This window comes from Streptomyces sp. NPDC057854 (assembly GCF_042797055.1).
Classification (GTDB): Bacteria; Actinomycetota; Actinomycetes; order Streptomycetales; family Streptomycetaceae; genus Streptomyces.
Genome location: NZ_JBHVMF010000004.1, coordinates 55,419 through 74,615, shown reverse-complemented (window position 1 = coordinate 74,615; position 19,197 = coordinate 55,419). Strand labels below are relative to the sequence as shown.

The 19,197-nt window shown below is 76.7% G+C and carries 14 protein-coding genes and 1 pseudogene; 6 read left to right on the top strand and 9 right to left on the bottom strand.

The window, feature by feature from the left end:
* Positions 1–372 precede the first annotated feature (372 nt).
* Positions 373–696 (top strand): hypothetical protein, encoded by a 324-nt coding sequence (locus ACFVQZ_RS08315; RefSeq protein WP_383620545.1) that lies wholly within the window; start codon positions 373–375, stop codon positions 694–696.
* A 135-nt stretch (positions 697–831) separates the two neighbouring features.
* Here ACFVQZ_RS08315 and ACFVQZ_RS08310 read toward each other — a convergent pair whose 3' ends face one another.
* The 7 genes and pseudogenes from ACFVQZ_RS08310 to ACFVQZ_RS08280 form a co-directional block, all read right to left on the bottom strand.
* The gene (locus ACFVQZ_RS08310) at positions 832–1,398 is read right to left on the bottom strand and encodes a carboxymuconolactone decarboxylase family protein (protein ID WP_383620543.1); all 567 of its coding nucleotides are present in this window, start codon (positions 1,396–1,398) and stop codon (positions 832–834) included.
* Positions 1,399–1,494: 96 nt separating this feature from the next.
* A complete protein-coding gene (locus tag ACFVQZ_RS08305; RefSeq protein ID WP_383620541.1) occupies positions 1,495–2,769 on the bottom strand; it encodes a cytochrome P450 in 1,275 nt (424 codons plus the stop codon).
* Entirely contained in the window at positions 2,766–3,056 is a 291-nt protein-coding gene (locus tag ACFVQZ_RS08300; RefSeq protein WP_383620795.1) for a hypothetical protein, read from the bottom strand. The genes ACFVQZ_RS08305 and ACFVQZ_RS08300 overlap by 4 nt, the downstream gene beginning before the upstream one ends.
* Before the next feature lie 378 nt (positions 3,057–3,434).
* Positions 3,435–4,456, bottom strand: a pseudogene (locus tag ACFVQZ_RS08295) (FAD-dependent monooxygenase); the annotation flags it as partial.
* Positions 4,457–4,460: 4 nt separating this feature from the next.
* Positions 4,461–7,646 (bottom strand): ferritin-like domain-containing protein, encoded by a 3,186-nt coding sequence (locus ACFVQZ_RS08290; protein WP_383620539.1) that lies wholly within the window; start codon positions 7,644–7,646, stop codon positions 4,461–4,463.
* On the bottom strand, positions 7,643–9,121 hold the full coding sequence (locus tag ACFVQZ_RS08285) for a flavin monoamine oxidase family protein (RefSeq protein WP_383620537.1): 1,479 nt from the start codon (positions 9,119–9,121) through the stop codon (positions 7,643–7,645). The genes ACFVQZ_RS08290 and ACFVQZ_RS08285 overlap by 4 nt, the downstream gene beginning before the upstream one ends.
* Before the next feature lie 256 nt (positions 9,122–9,377).
* Positions 9,378–11,015 carry an FAD-dependent monooxygenase gene (locus ACFVQZ_RS08280; RefSeq protein ID WP_383620536.1) on the bottom strand — a complete coding sequence of 546 codons (1,638 nt, stop codon included), beginning with the start codon at positions 11,013–11,015 and terminating at the stop codon, positions 9,378–9,380.
* 443 nt (positions 11,016–11,458) lie between these two features.
* Between ACFVQZ_RS08280 and ACFVQZ_RS08275 the strand changes: the two genes are divergently transcribed.
* Both ACFVQZ_RS08275 and ACFVQZ_RS08270 read left to right on the top strand, forming a co-directional pair.
* Positions 11,459–11,941, top strand: a complete 483-nt coding sequence (locus tag ACFVQZ_RS08275; protein ID WP_383620534.1) for an SSI family serine proteinase inhibitor — start codon at positions 11,459–11,461, stop codon at positions 11,939–11,941.
* Between the two features lie 193 nt (positions 11,942–12,134).
* Positions 12,135–14,414, top strand: a complete 2,280-nt coding sequence (locus tag ACFVQZ_RS08270; RefSeq protein WP_383620531.1) for a SpoIIE family protein phosphatase — start codon at positions 12,135–12,137, stop codon at positions 14,412–14,414.
* 17 nt (positions 14,415–14,431) lie between these two features.
* Here the strand turns inward: ACFVQZ_RS08270 and ACFVQZ_RS08265 are convergent, their stop codons facing one another.
* On the bottom strand, positions 14,432–15,052 hold the full coding sequence (locus tag ACFVQZ_RS08265; protein ID WP_030492163.1) for a DinB family protein: 621 nt from the start codon (positions 15,050–15,052) through the stop codon (positions 14,432–14,434).
* Positions 15,053–15,214: 162 nt separating this feature from the next.
* The gene (locus ACFVQZ_RS08260; RefSeq protein ID WP_030492162.1) at positions 15,215–15,712 is read right to left on the bottom strand and encodes an Lrp/AsnC family transcriptional regulator; all 498 of its coding nucleotides are present in this window, start codon (positions 15,710–15,712) and stop codon (positions 15,215–15,217) included.
* A gap of 354 nt (positions 15,713–16,066) precedes the next feature.
* On the opposite strand from ACFVQZ_RS08260, the gene ACFVQZ_RS08255 reads away from it, so the two are divergent.
* The 3 genes from ACFVQZ_RS08255 to ACFVQZ_RS08245 all read left to right on the top strand — a co-directional run bounded on the left by ACFVQZ_RS08255 (position 16,067) and on the right by ACFVQZ_RS08245 (position 19,149).
* On the top strand, positions 16,067–16,624 hold the full coding sequence (locus tag ACFVQZ_RS08255) for a heme-binding protein (protein WP_383620529.1): 558 nt from the start codon (positions 16,067–16,069) through the stop codon (positions 16,622–16,624).
* A 129-nt stretch (positions 16,625–16,753) separates the two neighbouring features.
* Positions 16,754–17,380 carry an ankyrin repeat domain-containing protein gene (locus ACFVQZ_RS08250; RefSeq protein WP_383620527.1) on the top strand — a complete coding sequence of 209 codons (627 nt, stop codon included), beginning with the start codon at positions 16,754–16,756 and terminating at the stop codon, positions 17,378–17,380.
* Between the two features lie 266 nt (positions 17,381–17,646).
* On the top strand, positions 17,647–19,149 hold the full coding sequence (locus tag ACFVQZ_RS08245) for an FUSC family protein (RefSeq protein ID WP_383620793.1): 1,503 nt from the start codon (positions 17,647–17,649) through the stop codon (positions 19,147–19,149).
* Positions 19,150–19,197 lie beyond the last annotated feature (48 nt).

The following is a 19,197-nucleotide window of genomic DNA, read 5'->3' as shown; positions in this document are numbered from 1 at the left end:
GGCCCGGGCGCCCCCCCGCCCGTTCCCTCCCCGCGGGGGGGGCCGCCGCGGCTGTCTACCCCCCCCGGGGGGGGCGCCCCCCGCCCCCGCGGGCGCCCCCACGGCCGTCCCATTCGGGAGCGCACTCGAGGTGTGCGCCCGGCGAACGGACGGTATGCGATGACGGACCAGGTCGGCACCAGAGCGCGTACGACAGCTCGCGGAGCGGCGACCGCCGCTGCGGGAGTGCTCCTGCTGGCGGGAGTCGCGGGCTGCGGCTCCCCCGGCGATGGCCCTCCACCGACCACCCCGACCTCGCGGGCGACCTCCACTGCCACCCCCGCTCCCGCGACGACCACGGGCGCGGCCGAGAGCCCCGCGACGCCACCCCGGATGATCCTGCGGGCGAAGAACGACCCCACGGCCGCGCTCCTGGCGGCCCTGCCGGGAGCCCTGGTGGTCTCCGACAAGAACTGCGTGGCGGCGAAGTCGTCGCTGGACGGACGCGTCGTCCCCCTCAGCTGGGGGTACGGCTGGACCGTCCGGATCGAGAACGGCAAGGCCGTCGTGCACGAGCCGGACGGCAAGGTCTTCGCCAAGGAAGGCGAGAAGATCACCCTGGGCGGCGGCACGTCCGGCGTGTACGCCGACCACCCCTGCGCGGCGGGCAACCAGGTCTTCGCGGTCAACAACGCCGCGACGGTGTCGGGGGGTTAGGTCCGAAGGGCAGGCCAGGCTCAAGCAGTGGCCCGGCCTGGCCACCCGCTACGACAAGACCGCCACCGTGTACCTCGCCGCGCTCCCCTCGCGACCGTCCTCATCCGGTCGGCAAGACGATCCGGAACGAACGGCCTAGCCTTCGGCCGCCGTCTTCTCCTCGGCGGTGGCCGGCTGGATGCCGGCGAGGAGGTTGAAGGCGCCGGTGAGCAGGTTGAGGCTGACGACGCCGACGACCTCGGTGATGACCCGGTCGCTCCAGCCATGCGCCCGTACCTCGGCGACGTCGGCGCCGCCGAGCGCGCTCGGTTCGGCGAGCACCTTCAGGGCGAGGCCGATGAGCGCGGCCTCGCGGGGATCGACGGAGGTGCCCTGCCGGGCCAGGGCGATGTCCGTGTCGCTCAGCCCGGCCGCCCGGCCCGCGGCCTCGTGCGCCTCGCGGCAGGTGCCGCAGCCGATCCACTCCTGGACCGCGAGCGACAGCTTCTCGCTCAGCGCGCGTGGGATCTTCACCCGCTTCATGGCGCGCGACAGGTTCAGGTAACCCTCGATGACAGCCGGGGAGTTGGCCATCGTGGACACCATCTCGCCGGCCGAGCCGTGCCGTTCGACGATGTCCGCGAGCAGTTCGCGGGCCCGGCCCTGGGCCTGGTCGGGGGTGAGCGCCGGCAGGCGGCGGGTGGGCGTGCTGGTCGTGGTCATGCGTCCTCCTCGTGATACCCGTGGGGGGTATAACGCGGGAGGGGTGGAGATCGTTCCCGGCCCACGGATCCGTGCCGGGCGCGCCCCGGTCCCCGCTCACGCGGCCCGCGCGTCCCGGGCGCGGAGCAGCAGCCGGGACGGGCCGTGGAACACCCAGTCGGGGGCGTACTTCACCTCCACGCGCGGGCGGGCCTCCGGCCGGAGCAGCGGCAGCCGGTCCAGCAGCACCGCGAGCCCGGTCTCGGCCTCCAGCCGGGCGAGCGCCGCGCCCGCGCAGTAGTGGGCGCCGAGTCCGAAGGCGCAGTGCCGGCCGCCGGCCCGCCGGACGTCCAGGACGTCCGGGTCGGCGAACCGGGCCGGGTCCCGGTGGGCGGAGCCGAGAACCGCCACCATCCGGTCGCCGCGCCGGACCGGCCGTCCGGCGAGCTCGCTGTCCCGCCAGGCCCAGCGGGTCACCATCTGCACCGGCGGGTCGAAGCGCAGGAACTCGTCCACCGCGCCCGGCAGGAGGCCCGGTTCGGCCCGGAGGTCGGCGGCCGTCCCGGGCCGCGCGAGGAGCGCGAGGACCGCCTTCCCGAGGAGCCCGGTCGTCGTCTCGTGCCCGGCGGTCATCAGATGGACGCAGGTCGCCGCGAGGACGCCCGGCGTGAGAGCCGGTTCGTCGCGGCCGGCCGACGCGAGCGCTCCCATCAGGTCGTACGGCGCCCCGCGCGCGGCCTGCCGGGCCCGCAGCTCCGCCGTGAAGTACCGCTCCAGTTCGTCGGCCGCGACGTCGGCGCGGGCGAGCCCCGCCGGCGAGCGGTCGCCCCGCGTGCCGCCCGCCTCCTGGAGCGCCAGCGCCCGCTCCCGGAACCACGGCCACAGCCCCGGCTCCACCCCGAGCACCCGCGCGATGACGAGCAGCGGGAACGGCGCCGCGAACTCACGCACCAGCTCGACGGCGGACCGCGCGGCGAGCGGCCGGGCCAGCTCCTCCGCGATCGACCGCACGGCCGGCCGCAGCCCCGCCACCGCACCGGTCCCGAGCGGCGGCCCCACCCGGGCCCGCAGCCTGGTGTGCAGCGGCGGATCGAGGAAGACCAGCCAGTTCTCAACGACCCGCCGCAGCGTCTCGTACCCCTCCGGTATCGGCGCCGCCCGCCCGTCCAGCGGCGACCGCCGCCGATAGGCCCGCTCCGCCAGCACCCGCGCCGCCTCCGCGTACCGGAAGAGGTACCACGTGGTGAAGCCCGCCCCGGCGCCGCCCGCGCCGCCGGACGGCCGGACCGCGTGGACCGGGTCCCGCTCCCGGTAGCGCCGGTAGACCGGGTACGGATCGGCCAGGTCCAGCCGCCCCGGGTCGAACGGCGGCAGTTCCTCCGCGCCCGTCACGCTCCGCCTCCCTTCCGCGGTCCGCGCACCAGGTCGGCGAGGCCGCCCGGGTCACCGGGCGGACGGTCTCCGCACCAGGCGACGTGCCCGTCCGGGCGCACCAGCACGTACGGGTGCCCGTACCGCCGCGCCACCGCCCCGCCGGGCGGCGGCTCCCACACCCGCAGCGGCATCCGCCGGTCGGCGAAGGCCCGCACCAGTCCCTCGGGACTGCCGGGACCGAGCCGCAGCAGCACGAACCCGGGGCCGAAGAGGTCCAGCGTGGACCGCCCGGGCGCCAGCCACACGTGCGGGGCCCGCCCGCCGGGCACGGCCGCCCGCTGCCACGCCGGCTCGCCGTCACCGCCCGCGCTACCGGAAGCGCCGACCGGCGCACCGCCGGACGCGCGGGGCGCTCCGGTGTCCGGGCCGCCCGCGATCACCGGCGACCGGTACCGGTGGGCGAAGTGGGCGTCGGGGGCGTCGAACTCCCGCCCCGGGTCCGAGGCGGCGATCTGCCGCCCGAGGGCGGCACGGGCCGCCGCGCCGCGCGGCGAGTCCTCCAGGAGCGCCGGCGCGAGGCTCCGGTCGAGGGTGCGGCGGAGGTTGCGGTGGCTCTCCTCCAGGCCGGCGACCGCGACCGGGCGGCGCTCGGTCGCGTAGCTGTCGAGCAGGCCGGGACCCGCCCAGCCGGCCAGTTCCGCCGCGAGCTTCCAGCCGAGGTCGGCCGCGTCGCCGATCCCGGTGGCCAGGCCGAAGCCGCCCGACGGCGAGAGGGTGTGGGCGGCGTCGCCGGCCAGCAGCACCCGCCCGTCCCGGTAGCGGTCGGCGACCCGGTGGGTGAGGTGCCACTCCGTGTCCGCCAGGATCCGCACCGGCACGTCCACGGCGAGCGCCCGCCGGACCGTCCGCAGCGCGTCGGCCGGGCCCGGCGGGCAGGTCAGCCGGTACAGATCGGTGCCGTCCATGGCGCGCAGCGGATAGCGCAGCCCGCCCGGCTCGGTGACGAAGTGGACCAGCGCCGCCCGGCCGCCGAGGCGGGCGGCGAGCCCCGGCGCCCGGAAGAGGACGTTCCGCAGGGTGCGGGTGGCGTGCCGCTCCGGCACCTCGATCCCGCACGCCTTTCGCACCGGGGAGGCCGCCCCGTCGCAGCCCACCAGATACCGGGCCCGCACCACCGTCCGTACCCCCGCCGCGTCGCTCAGCGAGGCCCGCACCCCGTCGGGCGCGGAGGTGAAGCCGGTCAGCCGGGTGCCGAGCCGCACCGGGCCGTCCGGCCGCACGCCGAGCCGCCGGGTCAGCAGCGGGACGAGCCAGTGCTGGGGGCAGATCGCCTCCGGCTCCGGGGTGTGCGCGGGCAGCGGCCGGCCCGCGGTGGTGCCGTACCGCAGCCGGTGCAGCTCGTGCCCGCCGACCGCCGTCACCCACGCGACGTCCAGGGTGTGCCCGGGCGGCCAGCCCGCGTCCCGGATCGCGTCCGCCACGCCCCAGCGGCGGAACAGCTCCATCGCCCTCGGCCCCACCGTGGACACCTTGGGGTGGGCGATCCGCCCGTCGCCGGCCTCGACCAGCAGGAACCGGACCCGCGCCGGGCCAGGTCGAGACCCAGCGCGAGTCCCACCGGCCCGCCGCCCACGACGAGGACGTCCGTCTCCTCCTCGGGCCCGCCCGCCGCCGCGCGGACCGCGCCTCCCGTCACCGCCGTCATCGGCTCATCGCCTCCCCTCCGCGGCGAAGTACTCCGCGTACCAGGCCATCAGCTCCGGCACCCGGCCGGGGACGCCCGGGCACTCCCGGGCCATCGCCGCCAGGTGCCGGAACCGCATGGCGAAGCCGCGCCGGGCCACGTCGGGCCGGGCGATGTGCACCGGAGGCTCCTCCAGCTCGAACGAGGGGCCCGCCGTCCGCCCCCGCCACCCCGAGTCGAGGGTGACGAGGAGTTCCGCGAGCGGCCGCATCATCCCGGTCATCACGTCGATCGACGCGTTCATCAGCCGCGAGCGGCGCAGGCTCGCGTCCGGGCTCTCGCCGAAGTGCTGGACCATCAGCTGGAGCATCAGGAAGTAGCTGCGGTTGAAGAGCCGCAGCACCTGGAGGGCGTGCGCGTCGAGGACGGCCGCCCGGCCGGGATGGGCGGGGTCCGCCGTCGGGTTCCGCAGCGCCGGGTGGGCGGGCTCCCACGGCGGTCCCTGCCCGCGCGGCCCGTCGGTCCGTTCGGTCATGAGGAGTTCGGCGAGCCGCGTGAAGGTCTCGTGGTGCGAGGGCCCGCCGTCGCCCGGCGCGTCGAGCACCCCGCCCTCGCCCTGCTCGGTGACGAAGTCGATCGCGAACAGCGCGCTCGACAGGTCGTCCACCTCCAGCTGGTAGTCCGGGTGGACCGAGTCGACGGCCGCGCCCAGGAAGAGGTGGTGCTCGCCGCCGCCCCGCCCGCGCTCCACGAGGAACAGGTCGGGCACCCGGGTCAGCCCGTCCCGGATCGCCGCGTACAGCTCGCTCGGCGAACCGAACGGCGCGCCCGCGCGGGCCCCGGCCCCGCCGGGACTCCCGCCGGGGTCCGCGCCTCCCGCGAGCCGTTCCGGCCGCTCGATGGCGATGAACCGCTGGAGGCTGCCGAGGTGCAGCGGCTCCAGGGCGAAGTCCAGCGACAGCGGCAGCCGTCCCGGCGTCCCGAAGTCGAGCGCCGGCACGTGGAACGGCTCGCCCATCGCCGTCAGCACGTTGTTGACGACCAGGAAGTGGACCATCTCCTCGCGGGCCACGTCCAGCAGGCCGTCCCGGATCCCCTTCGCCAGGGTCTCCCCGCCGTCGCCGCAGGCCAGCCGGAGCTGCCGGGGCGTCCACACCCCGCTGCGGACATAGGAGAACCCGGTGCCGTGCGTCGGGACGGTCCACGCCGCGTACAGGTACTGGAGCGAGGTCGCCAGCTCCACCGTGACCGCCTGCCACAGCGCGGCGCGCAACTGGGCCCGGGTGGTGATCCGCGGCCCGGCCGCACGGCGCGGCGCCGGAGCCGCCGGAGTCTGCGGCCGCGCACCGGCCGTGCCCAGGGCCCGCAGGTGGAGCAGCAGCAGCCGCGCCTTCGGCAGCGTCAGGTCCCTGGTCGGCGGCATGTAGTAGGTGCGGTCCTTGTTCGCCGGATCGCACATCTGCCAGACGAGCCGGGCGTACGTCTCCACCTTGCAGCGGTCCGCCAGGCTGAACACCTCGTCCCGCATGAACGGGAACAACTGCTCGTAGTACGCGAACACCTCGCGGTGCAGCAGCTCGAAGCCGACCTCGGACGGCAGGACGGCGTCGAGGTGCCAGTCGTCGGGCAGCACCCGCACGGCGGCCGTCCCCGCCCACGCCCAGAACCCCAGCTCGTCGCCGTCGTCGTAGCAGCCGGCCGCCGAACCGGGCGCCGCCGGGTCGACGGGCGGCACGTCCTCGGGGCCGGTAGCGAACAGCAGCCGGGCGGTGCCCGCCCGCGCTCCCGCGACCGTGAACCGGCCGTGCCCCTCCGCGTCCGTGACGACGCGGCACCGGTCCCCGGCCGTCTCCGCCTCCGGCTCCTTCCGGTCGCCCGCCCGGCCGGCCCGGAGCCGTACCACCTGGACGTCCCCGGTCCGGGCGCGCGGTCCCGACGCCGCCGGATCCAGCGGCAGGGCCCGCGGGTTCGGGTACTGGCGGACCTCCACCGCCGCGTGCGGGGCGGGCTCGCCGCGCAGGAAGCCGCGCACCGGCACCTCGACGGCGTGCTCGTCGCCCCGCTCCACGTCCGGATGGTCGAGGATCAGCGCGGCCTCGTCGGTGAGCACCACCGTCTCCCGCTCCCGCAGCAGAACCCGGTCCGAGCCGGGCCGCACCACCACGAGCCCTTCGCCGACGGCCCGCCGCGCCGCCCCCTCCGACGCCACGGGCACGGTCGCCACCGCCCCGCCCCGGAACCCGGCCGGCAGCACCGCCACCGTCAGCCCCGACCGCGCCGTCCGCACCTCCAGGGCCGCGCCGGCACCGCCGCCGGCACGCGCGTACGGCTCGTTGACGACCACCGTCTCCGGACCGACCCGCACCGCGCACGGCCCGGGCCCCTCGGGGTCGGCGCCGTCCGCCCCGTACGGGACGAGCAGCCGGCCGGCCGGATGACTGCGCGGCTCCCCGGGGCTCCACGGCGCCACCACCCCGGCGAGCCGCCACCGGCCCGGCGCGTCCCCCGGACCGCCTCCCGCGTCCGGCGCGACGCCGCGGGCCTCCAGGGTGAACTGCACGAGCAGCGCCCCGCCGTCCCGCTCCGCCACCGCCGCGCGCAGGGCCCGCACGGCGGGGGAGTCCACCGCGCCGGACGGCCAGTCGAGCCCGTCGTCCGCCCCGGCCACGCACTGGTGGAGCGATCGCGCCACCGGCCGGAACCCCTGCCAGCGCGGCGGCATGAAACCGCTCAGACCGCCCAGGCACACATAGCCGGCGTCATGCGACCTGCCCTCCCGCCCGAACGCGAACCGGCCGCCCATCAGCGTCGTCGTCCACGCCGACGCCGGATCCACGTCGAAGACCCGCGCCCGGTTCACCGTCGTGCCCAGATACGGGTTGTGATGGCCCCACAGGTCCACCGACCGGCCCACCAGCGGGTCCGACCGGTCCACCCGTCCTGCCGTCCGCTCCACCCCGGTGACCCGCGCCTCCCACACCAGGTGCCCGTTCCCCGAGAAGTGCCCGCCGCGCGCCCCCGGCTCCGCCAGGTGCGCGTGGTAGTCGGCGGCTGGCCCGGACACCCCGAACGGCACCGCGGGAGCATCTCCGTCGTCGCCGCGCAGCGCCGTGTTGGTGGCCAGGTCCACCAGACCGGACCGCGGGCCGGTCGGCAGCCGGGTCAGCGCCGTGCCGGCGAAGTACACCCGGGGCAGGTCGAAGACGCTCATGCCGCCTCCAGCCCGGCCGGCACCGCCGCACCCCGCCACGGCCCGTCCCGTCCGGGCCCGTCCCGCAGCCGCTCCTCCCGGGCGATCAGCTCCACCGCTGTCAGCGCCGACTCCACCGCGCCCTCGATCCACGCCGGTTCGGCCGCGCAGTGCTCCCCGGCGAAGAACATCCGCCCCTGCGGGCGCAGCGCCCGCAGCCGCTGCTCCTCCCGGTCCGCCGGGTCCGCGCCCCAGCGGATGGTGCAGCCGCCCCGGGTCCACGGGTGGCCGCCCCAGGCCAGACTGGCGACCCCGCGCACCATCCCGCGCCGCAGCAGCTGCGGATGCATCCGGCCCAGCTCCTCGACGACCGCCCGGTGCCGCTCCGGCGCCGGCATGCCGCCGAGCACGTCGGCGTCCTCGCCGATCGTGTAGCTGGCGAGCAGCGCCGCGCCCAGCGCCGGATCCCCGGTGCCGGCGGCGCCCGCCGGCTCGGAGGACGGGTAGTACGTCTGCCGGATCCGGCCGCCGCTGAAGGAGGCGCCGCCCCGGATGCCCTCGCGCTCCCAGAACGGCTCCCGGCAGTGCACGGCGACCTTGGTGGCCGGGCAGTAGACCACCTCGCGGACCACGTCGAGCTTGTCCGCGTCGAACCCGGCCAGCGGCAGGGTCCGCAGCACCGAGAACGGCACGGTGCAGAGCACGTAGTCGCAGCGGCGGACCCGGGCCGCCCCGGCGCCGCCGAGCCGGACGCGGACGTGGTCGGCGGCGGTCGCGAAGCCGGTCGCCCGCTGGCCCAGCCAGATCGGCCCCCGGATCCGGGCGGCGAGCCGCTGCACGAGCTGGTCCATGCCGCAGGCCAGGCGGACCAGCGCGGGACTCGTCTCGGTGAGGATGTCGTCCAGGAAGCCGTCGAGCCGGCTGCCGCAGCCGGCCCGGATCCCCGGATGGGCCGCGAACAGGCCGTGCACGTCGATCCTGTCCTTGCCCCCGCCCCGCAGATGGGGCGTCAGGTCGATCGCGTCCACCAGACCGAGCAGCCGCCCGCCCAGATCGGCGCGGAGTCCGTCCCGCAGCGCGGGCGGGGCGACGGCGTCGACGACCGCCGCCAGCCACGCGCCGAACACCACCGTCTCCTCCCGGAACCCGGCGAGCCCCAGCGACGCCCGCACCTCGGCCACCAGGTGCCGCGGCGCGTCCCGCAGCCGCACGTGCCCGCCGCCGGTCGCCAGGAAGGCGTTCTCCTCCGACAGCAGCGTCCGGAACGGGCGCAGCTGGTCCGCGAGCCCGAGGTGGGCGACGTACCGCATCGTCCGGTGGTGCGCCGTCGGGATCCGCATCGCGCCGAGCTCCACGAACGGCGCGCCCTCCTGGGCCCCGAACCGGTGGGTGTGCACCCGCCCGCCGAGCCGCGGGCTCCCTTCCAGGACCTCGACGCGGAAGCCGAGCCGCTCCAGTTCGTACGCGGCGACGAGCCCGGCGATCCCGGCGCCCACCACGGTCACGGTGCCCCCGGGACGCGGACGGCGGCGCCCGGACGGCGGCCCGCCCCACCCGACGGGCGACGCGGCGGACGCGGAAGCGGCAGGGGCGGGGTACGGCGGCGGGACGGGGGGTACGGGCGGGCGGGGCTCCGGGAGCCACGGCGTGGCGGAGGCAGGGCTGGTGGACATCAGGATCCGACTCCCGATCGGTTCGTGCGCGGGGCTGGGGACGAGGGGGACGGGCGGCCGGCACCGGGGTGACGGGCGCTCAGGGCCGTACGGCGGTTCTCGTCTGCGCGGCGAGCCCCGCCAGGTACGCGCGGAGCCGGTCGACCCGCCCCAGCGGGGCGACCAGGCCCACGTACCCGTCCGGCCGCACCAGCCGCAGCTCCGCCGGATCCCCGAGCGCGGCGGCGGCCCTCCGGTCGGCGGGCGTCACCGGCAGCAGGCGTACGGGCACGGGCACGGCGGCACGGGCCGCGCGCAGCGCCCCGAGGGTGACGGCGTCGGCGCGCGCCTCCCACAGCACCAGGGACCACGTCCCGTAGGCGAGCAGCCGGTGCAGCCGCACCGCCTCCCCGGGCCGCCCCGCTCCGGGCCCCGGCTCCGCCGGCACCACCGACGCGTCCGGCATCCGGTCGCCGGCCCGCACGCCGCCGGCCCGTCCCGGCCCGGGCACGTCCACCGACAGCGGACTGGCGCGATGATGGCGCCGCAGGTCGCTCAGCCGCAGATCGAGCCGGCGCTGGAAACCGGGCCGGGCCAGCGCGGCCGGCACCGTCGCGGTGAAGGCCCGGTGCCCGAGCGGCGGCAGCGGCAACTCCATGAAGTTGAACCGCATCTCCCGGATGTACCGCAGCGCCAGCAGCCGCTGCTCCGCGTCGTACGTGTCGAGCAGGGCGTCCCCGGCCTCGCCCCGGTGCACCGCCGCCAGCTTCCAGGCGAGGTTGTGGGCGCCGAGCACGCCCACGTTCATGCCGTGGCCGCCGACCGGCGCCCAGGCGTGCGCCGCGTCCCCGGCCAGGAGGCCGCGCCCGCTGCGCAGCCGGGCGGCGACCCGGTCGCTGAACCGGGCGCGGTTCAGCCAGCGGGACGGCGCCGGCGCGAGCCGCAGACCGGGCATGCGGGCCGTCTCCGCGACCAGGTCCCGCAGCTCGTCCAGGGTCGGGGGCGCGCCGAGCGCCGGGTCGGGGTCGTCGCGGAAGCAGAAGAAGCGGTAGCCGCCGTCGGGCAGCGGGAAGACGAGCAGCGCCCGGTGCGGGGCCAGGAAGATGTGCCCGCGGCCGGGCTCCTCGGCCAGTGGCCAGCTGGGCACGGCGTTGCCCTGCACGACCTGGAGGCCGGTGCGCCGCCGCCCCTCGAAGGCGATCCCGAGCCGGTCCCGCACCACGCTGCGGGTCCCCTCGCAGCCCACGATCCACGCCGCCGCGTCCGACTCGACCCGGCCGTCCCCGTGCCGCAGCGTGAACTCGGCCCGGTCGTCGTGCGCCTTCACGTCGGTGACCTCGGCGTTCCACTCGACGCGCGTGCCCAGCCCGGCCAGCTCCTCGGCCAGCAGCCGCTCGATGACGTGCTGCTCGATGTTGAGCGGGCGGGCGAAGGCGGAGCGGGCCCAGCCGGTGGTCAGCTCGCCCAGCGGCCGGCCCCGGGCGTACACGGTCACCGCGCCCAGCTCCACCCCGTGCGCGTCCAGGGCCGCGCCGACGCCCAGCGCGTCCAGCGCCTCCCGCGCCCGCGCCCACAGCACCAGCGCCCGGGCCTCCCGCTTCGTCTCGGGCGCCCGGTCGACGATCCGGACCCCGAGGCCGAGCCGGCGCAGCCCGATCGCCAGCGCCAGCCCGACCGGTCCGGCACCCACCACGCAGACGTCGGCGCCGCCGCCGTCCCCGCCCCTGTCCCGCTCCACGTGCACCCCTCCCGTTCGCGTTGCCGGAATCAGAGTGCGCTCCGGAAGATCAGCTTCACCAGGGCGTACGAGAGGGCGCGAGACGCACACGACCTGCGAATATCACTCCCTGTGCAACCAATGGCCTGTTTGCGTGACGGAGGGTGAAATTCGGTCATCCGTGCGTCGCCGGGAACCCCCGGCGGCCGTACAGGAGCGCCGTCCGACCGACGACGGCCTGCCGGAATCAGCCACTCCGCCACCCCGGCCCGCCCCGCCCGTCCGATGCGCACCGCGGCGGCTTCACGCCACCCGGACGCCCCGGACGCGGCGAGTCCTCGCCAGGGTCTTGGCGCCGCCTGAACCCGCCCGCACCCGCCCCAGGCCCGCACCCAGACACGCCCCCGGACGCGCCGTCGCCGGCGCGCCGGTGACCGCCGGTCCCCGCGGCTCGTTGACCGGGCATGAACACGCACCTCCCGGCTGCCCTGCTGGCCGCCCTCTTCCTCACCGCCCCCACGGCCGAAGCCACCCCGCCCGCGGCGACTCCGGTCGTGCCCGCCTCCGTACCCGTCCCGGCCGCCGCCCCCGCCGTCCCGGCCGCTCCCGCCACCACCACCGTCCGGCTCACCGTCTCCGGCCCCGCCCCCAGCACCACAGCACCGTCGCCCGAGGCCACCGCCCCGGCCGCGCCCGCCGCCCGGACCGTCACCCTCCACTGCGACCCGGCCGGCGGCGACCACCCCCGGGCCGAGGCCGCCTGCGCCGACCTGAACGCCAGCCAGGGGCGCGTCGAGCGCCCCTCCGACCGGGCCTGCACCCTCCTCTACGACCCCGTCGAGGTCCGCGCCGAAGGCGTGTGGCACGGGCGCCCGGTCTCGTTCTCCCGCCAGTACGGCAACACCTGCGAGCTGAACGCCCGCACCGGCGCCGTCTTCGCCTTCTGAGCCGAGCCCCCTGCTGACCCACGCCACGGGCGACCCACCGCACGCGCGCCGCCGGTCCCGTTCTTCCCCCTCCGGGGGGGACCGGCGGTGCGCGGCCGAACGGATGCGCCGCGCACGCCCCCCGTCGGCACCTCGGCTAGGGTGATTCGGTAGGGATTGCCCCCCGGGGCCAGGCCGATGCGTAGGTCGATGCGTGGACGCTCATCAGTCGTCACCGAGCAGGGTTCCGCAGCCGCCGCGAGCGGCCGTCGGGGACGCGGGCGTGCTCCGGGAACTGCTGCCGATCGCCCTCTGGCGCGAGGACGCCGAGGGGCGCATCGTCGAGTGGTCGCTCGCCGCGCAGGACCTGCTCGGCCACCGTCCCGAACACGTCCTCGGCCTCCCCGCGACGCCCCTGCTCGTGCCCGACGCCAACCGCGAGCTCGCCGACCGGCTCACTCGCCGCGTCCAGGCCGGCGAGACCATGGTCGGCACCCTGCCGGTCCGCCACCGCGACGGGCACACGGTCCCCATGGAGATGTGGATCGTGCCCGCCGCCGACCCCGCCGGCCGGCCCGGTGCCATGCTCATCGCCGTGGAGACCTCCGAGGTGCTGCGGATGCGCGAGAACCTCGCCGCGATGGAGAGCCTCTTCACCCAGTCGCCCATAGGGCTCGCCCTGCTCGGCCCCGATCTGCGCTTCCTGCGGGTCAACGACGCCCTCGCCCGGATGAACGGCGTCAGCGCCGCCGAACACGTCGGCCGCCGCCTCACCGAGGTGGTGCCCGGCGTCAACGCCGCCTCGCTGGAGGCCCTGATGCGGCAGGTCCTCGAGACCCGCACGCCCGTCATCGACGCCCGCAGGGTCGGCCGCACCCCCGCCGACCCCGGCCGCGACCACATCTGGTCCTGTTCCTACGCGCCCCTCGTCGACCGCGGCACCCGCTTCGGCCAGACGAGCGCCACTGCCACCGGCACCATGGCCCCCCGCACCGCCCCCGACGCGGAGCGCACCGACGGCCTCACCCGCCCCGACGGCCCGGCGCACACCGACAGCATCCGCACCGACGGCCCCACCCGCACCGACCGTCTCGCCCGTGCCGACGGCGCCGCCGACCCCGCGCGCTCCGGACGCCCGCTCGGGCTCATCGCCTCCCTCGTCGACATCACCGAGAGCCAGGAGGCGCACCTGGAGGTCGAACGGGCCCGGCACCGCTTCGCGCTGCTCTCCGAGGCCGGCGCGCGCATCGGCACCACCCTCGACCTGCGGCAGACCGGCGAGGAGGTCGTCCGCTTCCTGGTGCCGCAGCTCTGCGACTCCGCCGATGTGCAGATGCTGGAAGCCGTCCTGGAGCCCGACGACCCGGCCGCCTCCTCCCGGGGCGTGCTGCGCCGGATCGCCGCCGTCTTCCCCGAACCGGTGCCGCCGAGTCCGTTCCTCGACGCCGGCCAGACCTTCCAGCTGCCGCCGGGGTCGGCGTACGAACGGCTGGTCCTCGACGGCCGGCCCACCTTCCTCACCAACGCCGACATCCCGGTCCTCTTCCCCGGCCGCGCCGCCGAACCGCTGCGCGCGTACCTGTCGACCCGCTTCGGCTCCGCCCGTACCGTCCCGCTCGTCGCGCGCGGCCAGGTCCTCGGCGCCGTCACCGTCACCCGGCTCAAGACCCGCGAGCCCTTCGACGACCAGGACGCGGTGCTCATCGACGAGGTCGTCGCCCGCGCCGCCCTCAACATCGACAACGCCCGCCTCTACACCACCCAGCGGGCCGCCGCGCTCGCCCTCCAGCGCAGCCTCACCAACAGCGCCCTGCCCGCTGTCACCGGTCTCGAACTCACCGGCCGCTACCTGCCCGCCAGCGCGCACGACGTCGGCGGCGACTGGTTCGACGTCATCGAGCTGCCCGACGGGCGTACGGGCCTGGTGATCGGCGACGTCATGGGCCACGGCATCCACGCCGCCGCCGTCATGGGCCAGCTCCGCACCGCGGTGCGGACCCTGGCGCGCCACGGCATCCCGCCGACCGAGATGCTGCGCTCCCTCGACGCCGTCGTCGCCGACCTCGGCGAGGACACCATGGCCACCTGCCTGTACGCGGTGCACTCCCCGGCCACCGGCACCTGGACGATCGCCCGCGCCGGCCACCTGCCGCCGGCCGTGGTCTCTCCCGACGGGACGGTCTCGTTCCTCCAGGGGCCGCCCGGCACGCCGCTCGGCACCGGAGCCCACGACTTCGGCACCGAGGAGCTGCCACTGGTCCCCGGCGGACTGCTGGTGCTGTACACGGACGGACTGATCGAGGCCCGGGACCGGGACCTCGACGAGGGGATGCGCCAGCTCCGGCTCGCCCTCGGCCGGGCCGACGGCCCGCTGGACGCACTCTGCGACGGCGTCCTGGACCGGCTCCTGGAGGACCCGGCCCAGGACGACGTGGCGCTCGTCCTCGCCAGGACGACGCCCGACGGCCGGACCGGCGCGCGCCCGTCACGCTGAACGCCCATCCGGGCCGGTCAGGGGTGCAGGACCCGGTACAGGTCGCGCAGCAGGGCGATCTCGGCGCCGTGATGGAGCAGTTCCTGGTTCACCCACCACACGATCTCCAGGAACGGTTCCTCCGCGTCGCTGCCGTGCGGGTAGGTGCAGTGCCCGACCGTGTCCAGCTCCGCGTCGCCGACGGACAGCAGCGCCTCCCGCCACGCCCCGGCGGCCCGGTCGAAGTCGGCCACGGCGGTGGCGGCGTCGCCGGCCGGCCGGTAGTCGTCGCGGGTCAGCGAACGGGTGCCGTGGGTGTGGTCGGCCCGCAGTTCCAGCAGTTCGCTCAGGTGCGTGAGCCGCCAGGCGAGGGTGGTGAACGGCGGCGGCACGGGATGCGGATACGGGGCGCTCTCCCGGCCCCACGCGCCGGTACCGGTCAGCAGTGCGCCGGCCGGGCCGGGACCGTCGGCGAACCGGCGCACCGACCAGCAGCCCGGCGCCGGCTCCCACAGGTACTCGGCGTCGGTCAGCGGGCCGACCGGCACGTCCGTGCCGTTGCCGCTGTCCACCACCGGCCCGGTCAGACGGTCCGTCAGGCGCTGGCGGGCGAAGTCGAACTCGGCGAGCAGGGGCGTGAGTCGGGCGGGTATCGCCATGGGACGGCTCCGGTACGCGGGAACAGAACCCCCGTACCCTGCCACGCCGCCACCTGCCCCGCACCGCATTTACGACCCCGCCCTCCGGCCCCACGGGACTCACCGGCGCCCACGGGACTCACTGGCCCCTCACGGGACTCACCGGCCCGGCCCCCATGGGACTCACCGGCCCCCGGCGCCCCGCCGTTCCGCTCCGCCGCGGCCGATCGACTCCACCAGCGGCAGCATCCGGTGCGCGACCCGTTCGCGCAGCGCGATCTCCGTGCGGGTGCGGACCACGCCCGGCAGCTGGATCAGCCGCTGGATGACGTCCTCCAGATGGCCCGCGTCCCGGGCCACCACCCGGGTCAGCAGATCGCCGCCGCCGGTGATGGAGAACGCCTCGACGATCTCCGGCACGGCGGCGAGCGCGTCGCCGACCTCGTCGAGGTGCCCCTGGGTGACCTCCACGTGTACGAAGGCGAGCACCGGGTGCCCGAGGGCGGCGGGGGAGAGGACCGGACCCGTCGCCGTGATCACCCCGTCCCGTTCGAGCCGGTCGATGCGGGCCTGCACGGTGCCCCGGGCGACGCCGAGGACGCGGGCGTACTCCCGCACGCTGGTGCGCGGCTGCTCGATCAGGAGCCGCAGGATGCGGGTGTCGAGTTCGTCCACCGCCATGACGTGCCGGCCTCCCGTGCCGCCGGGTCGGTCCCGGCCTGATGGTCCGCCCCGGCGGGCCGATCCGCCGGAACGTCCTGACTGTACCCAGCGGCCGGGCCCCCTTCCGGAGGGGCACGTTCCGCCGGCGCACCCACCCCCGCCTAGCGCACCCCGCCCGCCCCCGGGGTCGTCCGATCGGCTGATCCCCCGGTCCGCCGGGCGGGGTCCGGCGACCATCCGCGGGGCCGACCGTACGGGCCCCGTACCGCCCCCAGGATGGAGTGCAGAGCGGGACGGCGAGACGGCCTCCCGGTCGTCCGGGCCGGTCACTCCGGTCCGCCCCTTCCGTCCGAGCCCGAGGAGTGCCCGACCATGAAGCAGATCTCGAAGCGTGCCCGTGTCCTGACCGGCGGTGCGGCCCTCGTCGCCCTCGGCGCCGGCACCTTCGGCGCGGTCTCCGCGAACGCCGCCACTCCGGCCGCCGCCCCCGCCGCCGTCGCCAAGGCCGACGTGAAGAACAAGAACACCACCACCAGCACCCACCTGACGATCGACGCCGCCACCAAGGCCGCGCAGGCGGCCCTCGACGCCGCCGAGAAGGAGAACCAGCGCGTCTCGGTCGCCGTCGTCGACCGCAACGGCAACACGATCGTCACCCTGCGCGGCGACGGCGCCGGCCCGCAGTCCTACGAGTCCGCCGAGAAGAAGGCGTACACGGCCGTCTCCTGGAACGCCCCGACCACCGAGCTGGTCAAGCGCCTGGAGCAGGCCCCCAACCTCAAGGACATCCCCGGCACCCTCTTCCTCGGCGGCGGCGCCCCCGTCACCGCGAAGAACGCGCCCATCGCCGGCATCGGCGTGGCCGGCGCCCCCTCCGGCGACCTCGACCAGAAGTTCGCCCAGGCCGGCGTCGACGCCCTCGCCAAGTAACACCCGAACCCCGGCGGCGTCCGGGCCCGCCCGCCCGGACGCCGTCGGCCCCGCTGCCCAGAGTGCCCACGCGCCCCGCTGCCCCCGCGTTCCGCGCCCCGCTGCACTCCCGGCCCCGAGGAGACCGCCGTGACCGTCACACCCCACCACCGGCTCCTCGGCGCCGCCCGCCGGGGCGACGCCGACGGCGTCCGGGCCGCGCTCGCCGACGGTGCCAGGACCGAGACTCGCGACGCGGAACTGCGTTCCCCGCTGCTCCTCGCCGTCCTCGGCGACCACGTCGACGCCGCCCGCGCGCTCGTCGCCGCCGGAGCCGACGTCAACGCCCGCGACGCCCGGCACGACACCCCCTGGCTGGCTACCGGCGCCACCGGCAGCGTCGCCATGCTGCGGGTGCTCCTCGCCGCCGACCCCGCCCCCGACTTCCGGCTGACGGACCGCTTCGGCGGCACCAGTCTCGTCCCCGCCGCCGAACGCGGCCACGTGCCGTACGTCCGCGCCGTGCTGCGCGACACCCCGGTCGCCGTCGACCACGTCGACGACCTCGGCTGGACCGCCCTCCTCCAAGCCGTCATCCTCGGCGACGGCGGCCCCGCCCACCAGAAGGTCGTCGCCCTGCTGCTCGCCGCCGGCGCCGACCCCGGACTCCCCGACGCCCACGGCACCACCGCCCTGGAGCACGCCGAGCGGCGCGGCCACACCGCGCTGGCCGCACTGCTCCGGCGTACCCCGGCCGCTCCGGCCGGACGCGGCTGAACTGGTCCACTGGCTCGCAAACGGGCCAGTGCGACGCGCGATGACCGGGCCATTGGCCCAGCCTTTCAGCGGCGATTTGAGCCAAGCGCCCGGTCGGTGGTTCCCTTGTGTGCACCAGGTACTTTCGGCGCCGCGCGCCGGGACGGCGACGAGGCCGCCCGGACGGCGGCGCCTTCGTCGTGTCCGTGCGCGCCCCACCATCCCCGGGGCAGGGCGCACGGCGGGCGAGCGGCAAGACGAGGGGGCGGCCGACCGTCGTGAAGAGGATGTTCGTGGCTCCGGATCCGGGGCTCCTGCGGCTCAGGACCAGCCTGCGCGCGGTGCTCGGCATCGCGCTCGCCGTCACCGCGGCCGAGCTGGCCGGGTTCTCGCTGACCGCGTCGATCACCGGGGGACTGGCGGCGCTGCTCGCCCTGTTCACCGTCACCGACGCCACCGTCCGCGGCCAGGCCGGCACCACCCTGCTGCTGCCGCTCGCCGGTTTCCCGGTCCTCGCGCTCGCCACCCTGCTGCACGACCACACGCTGCTGCGCGACGGCGCCTTCCTGCTGGTCGTCCTCTGCGGGGTGTACGCCCGGCGCTGGGGCCCGCGCGGTCACGCGCTCGGCATCTTCGCGTTCATGAACTTCTTCAGCACCCAGTTCCTGCACGCCGTGCCCGGCCAGCTCCCCGAGCTGTACGCGGCCGTGGCTCTCGCCCTCGCGGCGGCCGGGGCCGTACGGTTCGCGCTCTGGCCCATCGAGCGGCGCACCCCGCCGCCCGCCGCGCCCGCCCCGCTCCCCGGCACCGGCCTCGCCCGGATCACCACCCGGCAGGCGATCCAGGCCACCGCTGCCTGCGCCGTCGCGCTCGGCATCGGCCAGGTGCTCTCCGAGGAGCGCTGGTACTGGGCCGTCGGCACCACCTGGTGGATCTTCGTGAACACCGTGTCCCGCGGCGAGACCCTGGTCCGCGGCTTCCGCCGCTTCCTCGGCACCCTGCTCGGCATCGCCGTCGGCATGGTCGTCGCGCTGCCGCTGCATGGCGCCCCGCTGCCCACCGCCCTCCTGGTCGCGGTCTGCGTGTTCGGCATCTTCTACACCGCGCCGCTCTCCTACAGCTGGATGATGCTCGCCGTCACCGTCATGGCCGGACTGCTCTACGGGCTCCTCGGCGTCCTCGACCCGGCGCTGCTCGTGCTGCGCCTGGAGGAGACCGTCGTCGGCGCGGTCTGCGCCGCCCTCGCGGTCCTGCTGATCCTTCCCGTCACCACCCACGCGGTGAACGACGCCTGGATCCAGCGCGCCCTGCGGGCCGTGCACGCCGCGACCGCCGCCTCCGAGCGCCGGCTCGCCGGCGACGAGGGCGCCGACCCCTCCCCGCACGTCGCCGAGCTGGACCTGCTGCTCGGCCGGGTGCGGCTCGCGCTCGCCCCGCTGGTCCACCCGCTCAGCCCGTTCCGCGAGCGCAAGGGCCGCGCCCGCCGGGTCCTCGCGCTGCTCGACGAGTGCGCCGCCGAGGTGCGGGGCCTCGCGGCCGTCGCCGCCGACCCGGACGCCAGCCACGATGCCCGGCTCGCCGCCGCCTGCTGGCGGGTCGAGACCGCCGTCGAACGGCTCACCGCGCCCGGCCCGGCGGAGCCCGCCCCGCTCCGGCAGGCGGCCGAGCCCGAGCCCGCGCCCCACCCGGCCCCCGCCGCCCTCGGGCACGTCAGCGGCCTGGAGCGGCTGCTCGCCGCCCTCGACGAGCCGCTGCGCACCCCGCCGGGCTCCCTCGTGATCCGCTCCTGACCCGGCGCCGCCGCCGGCCGGCCCCCGGCTGATCGAACTTGGTCTAGA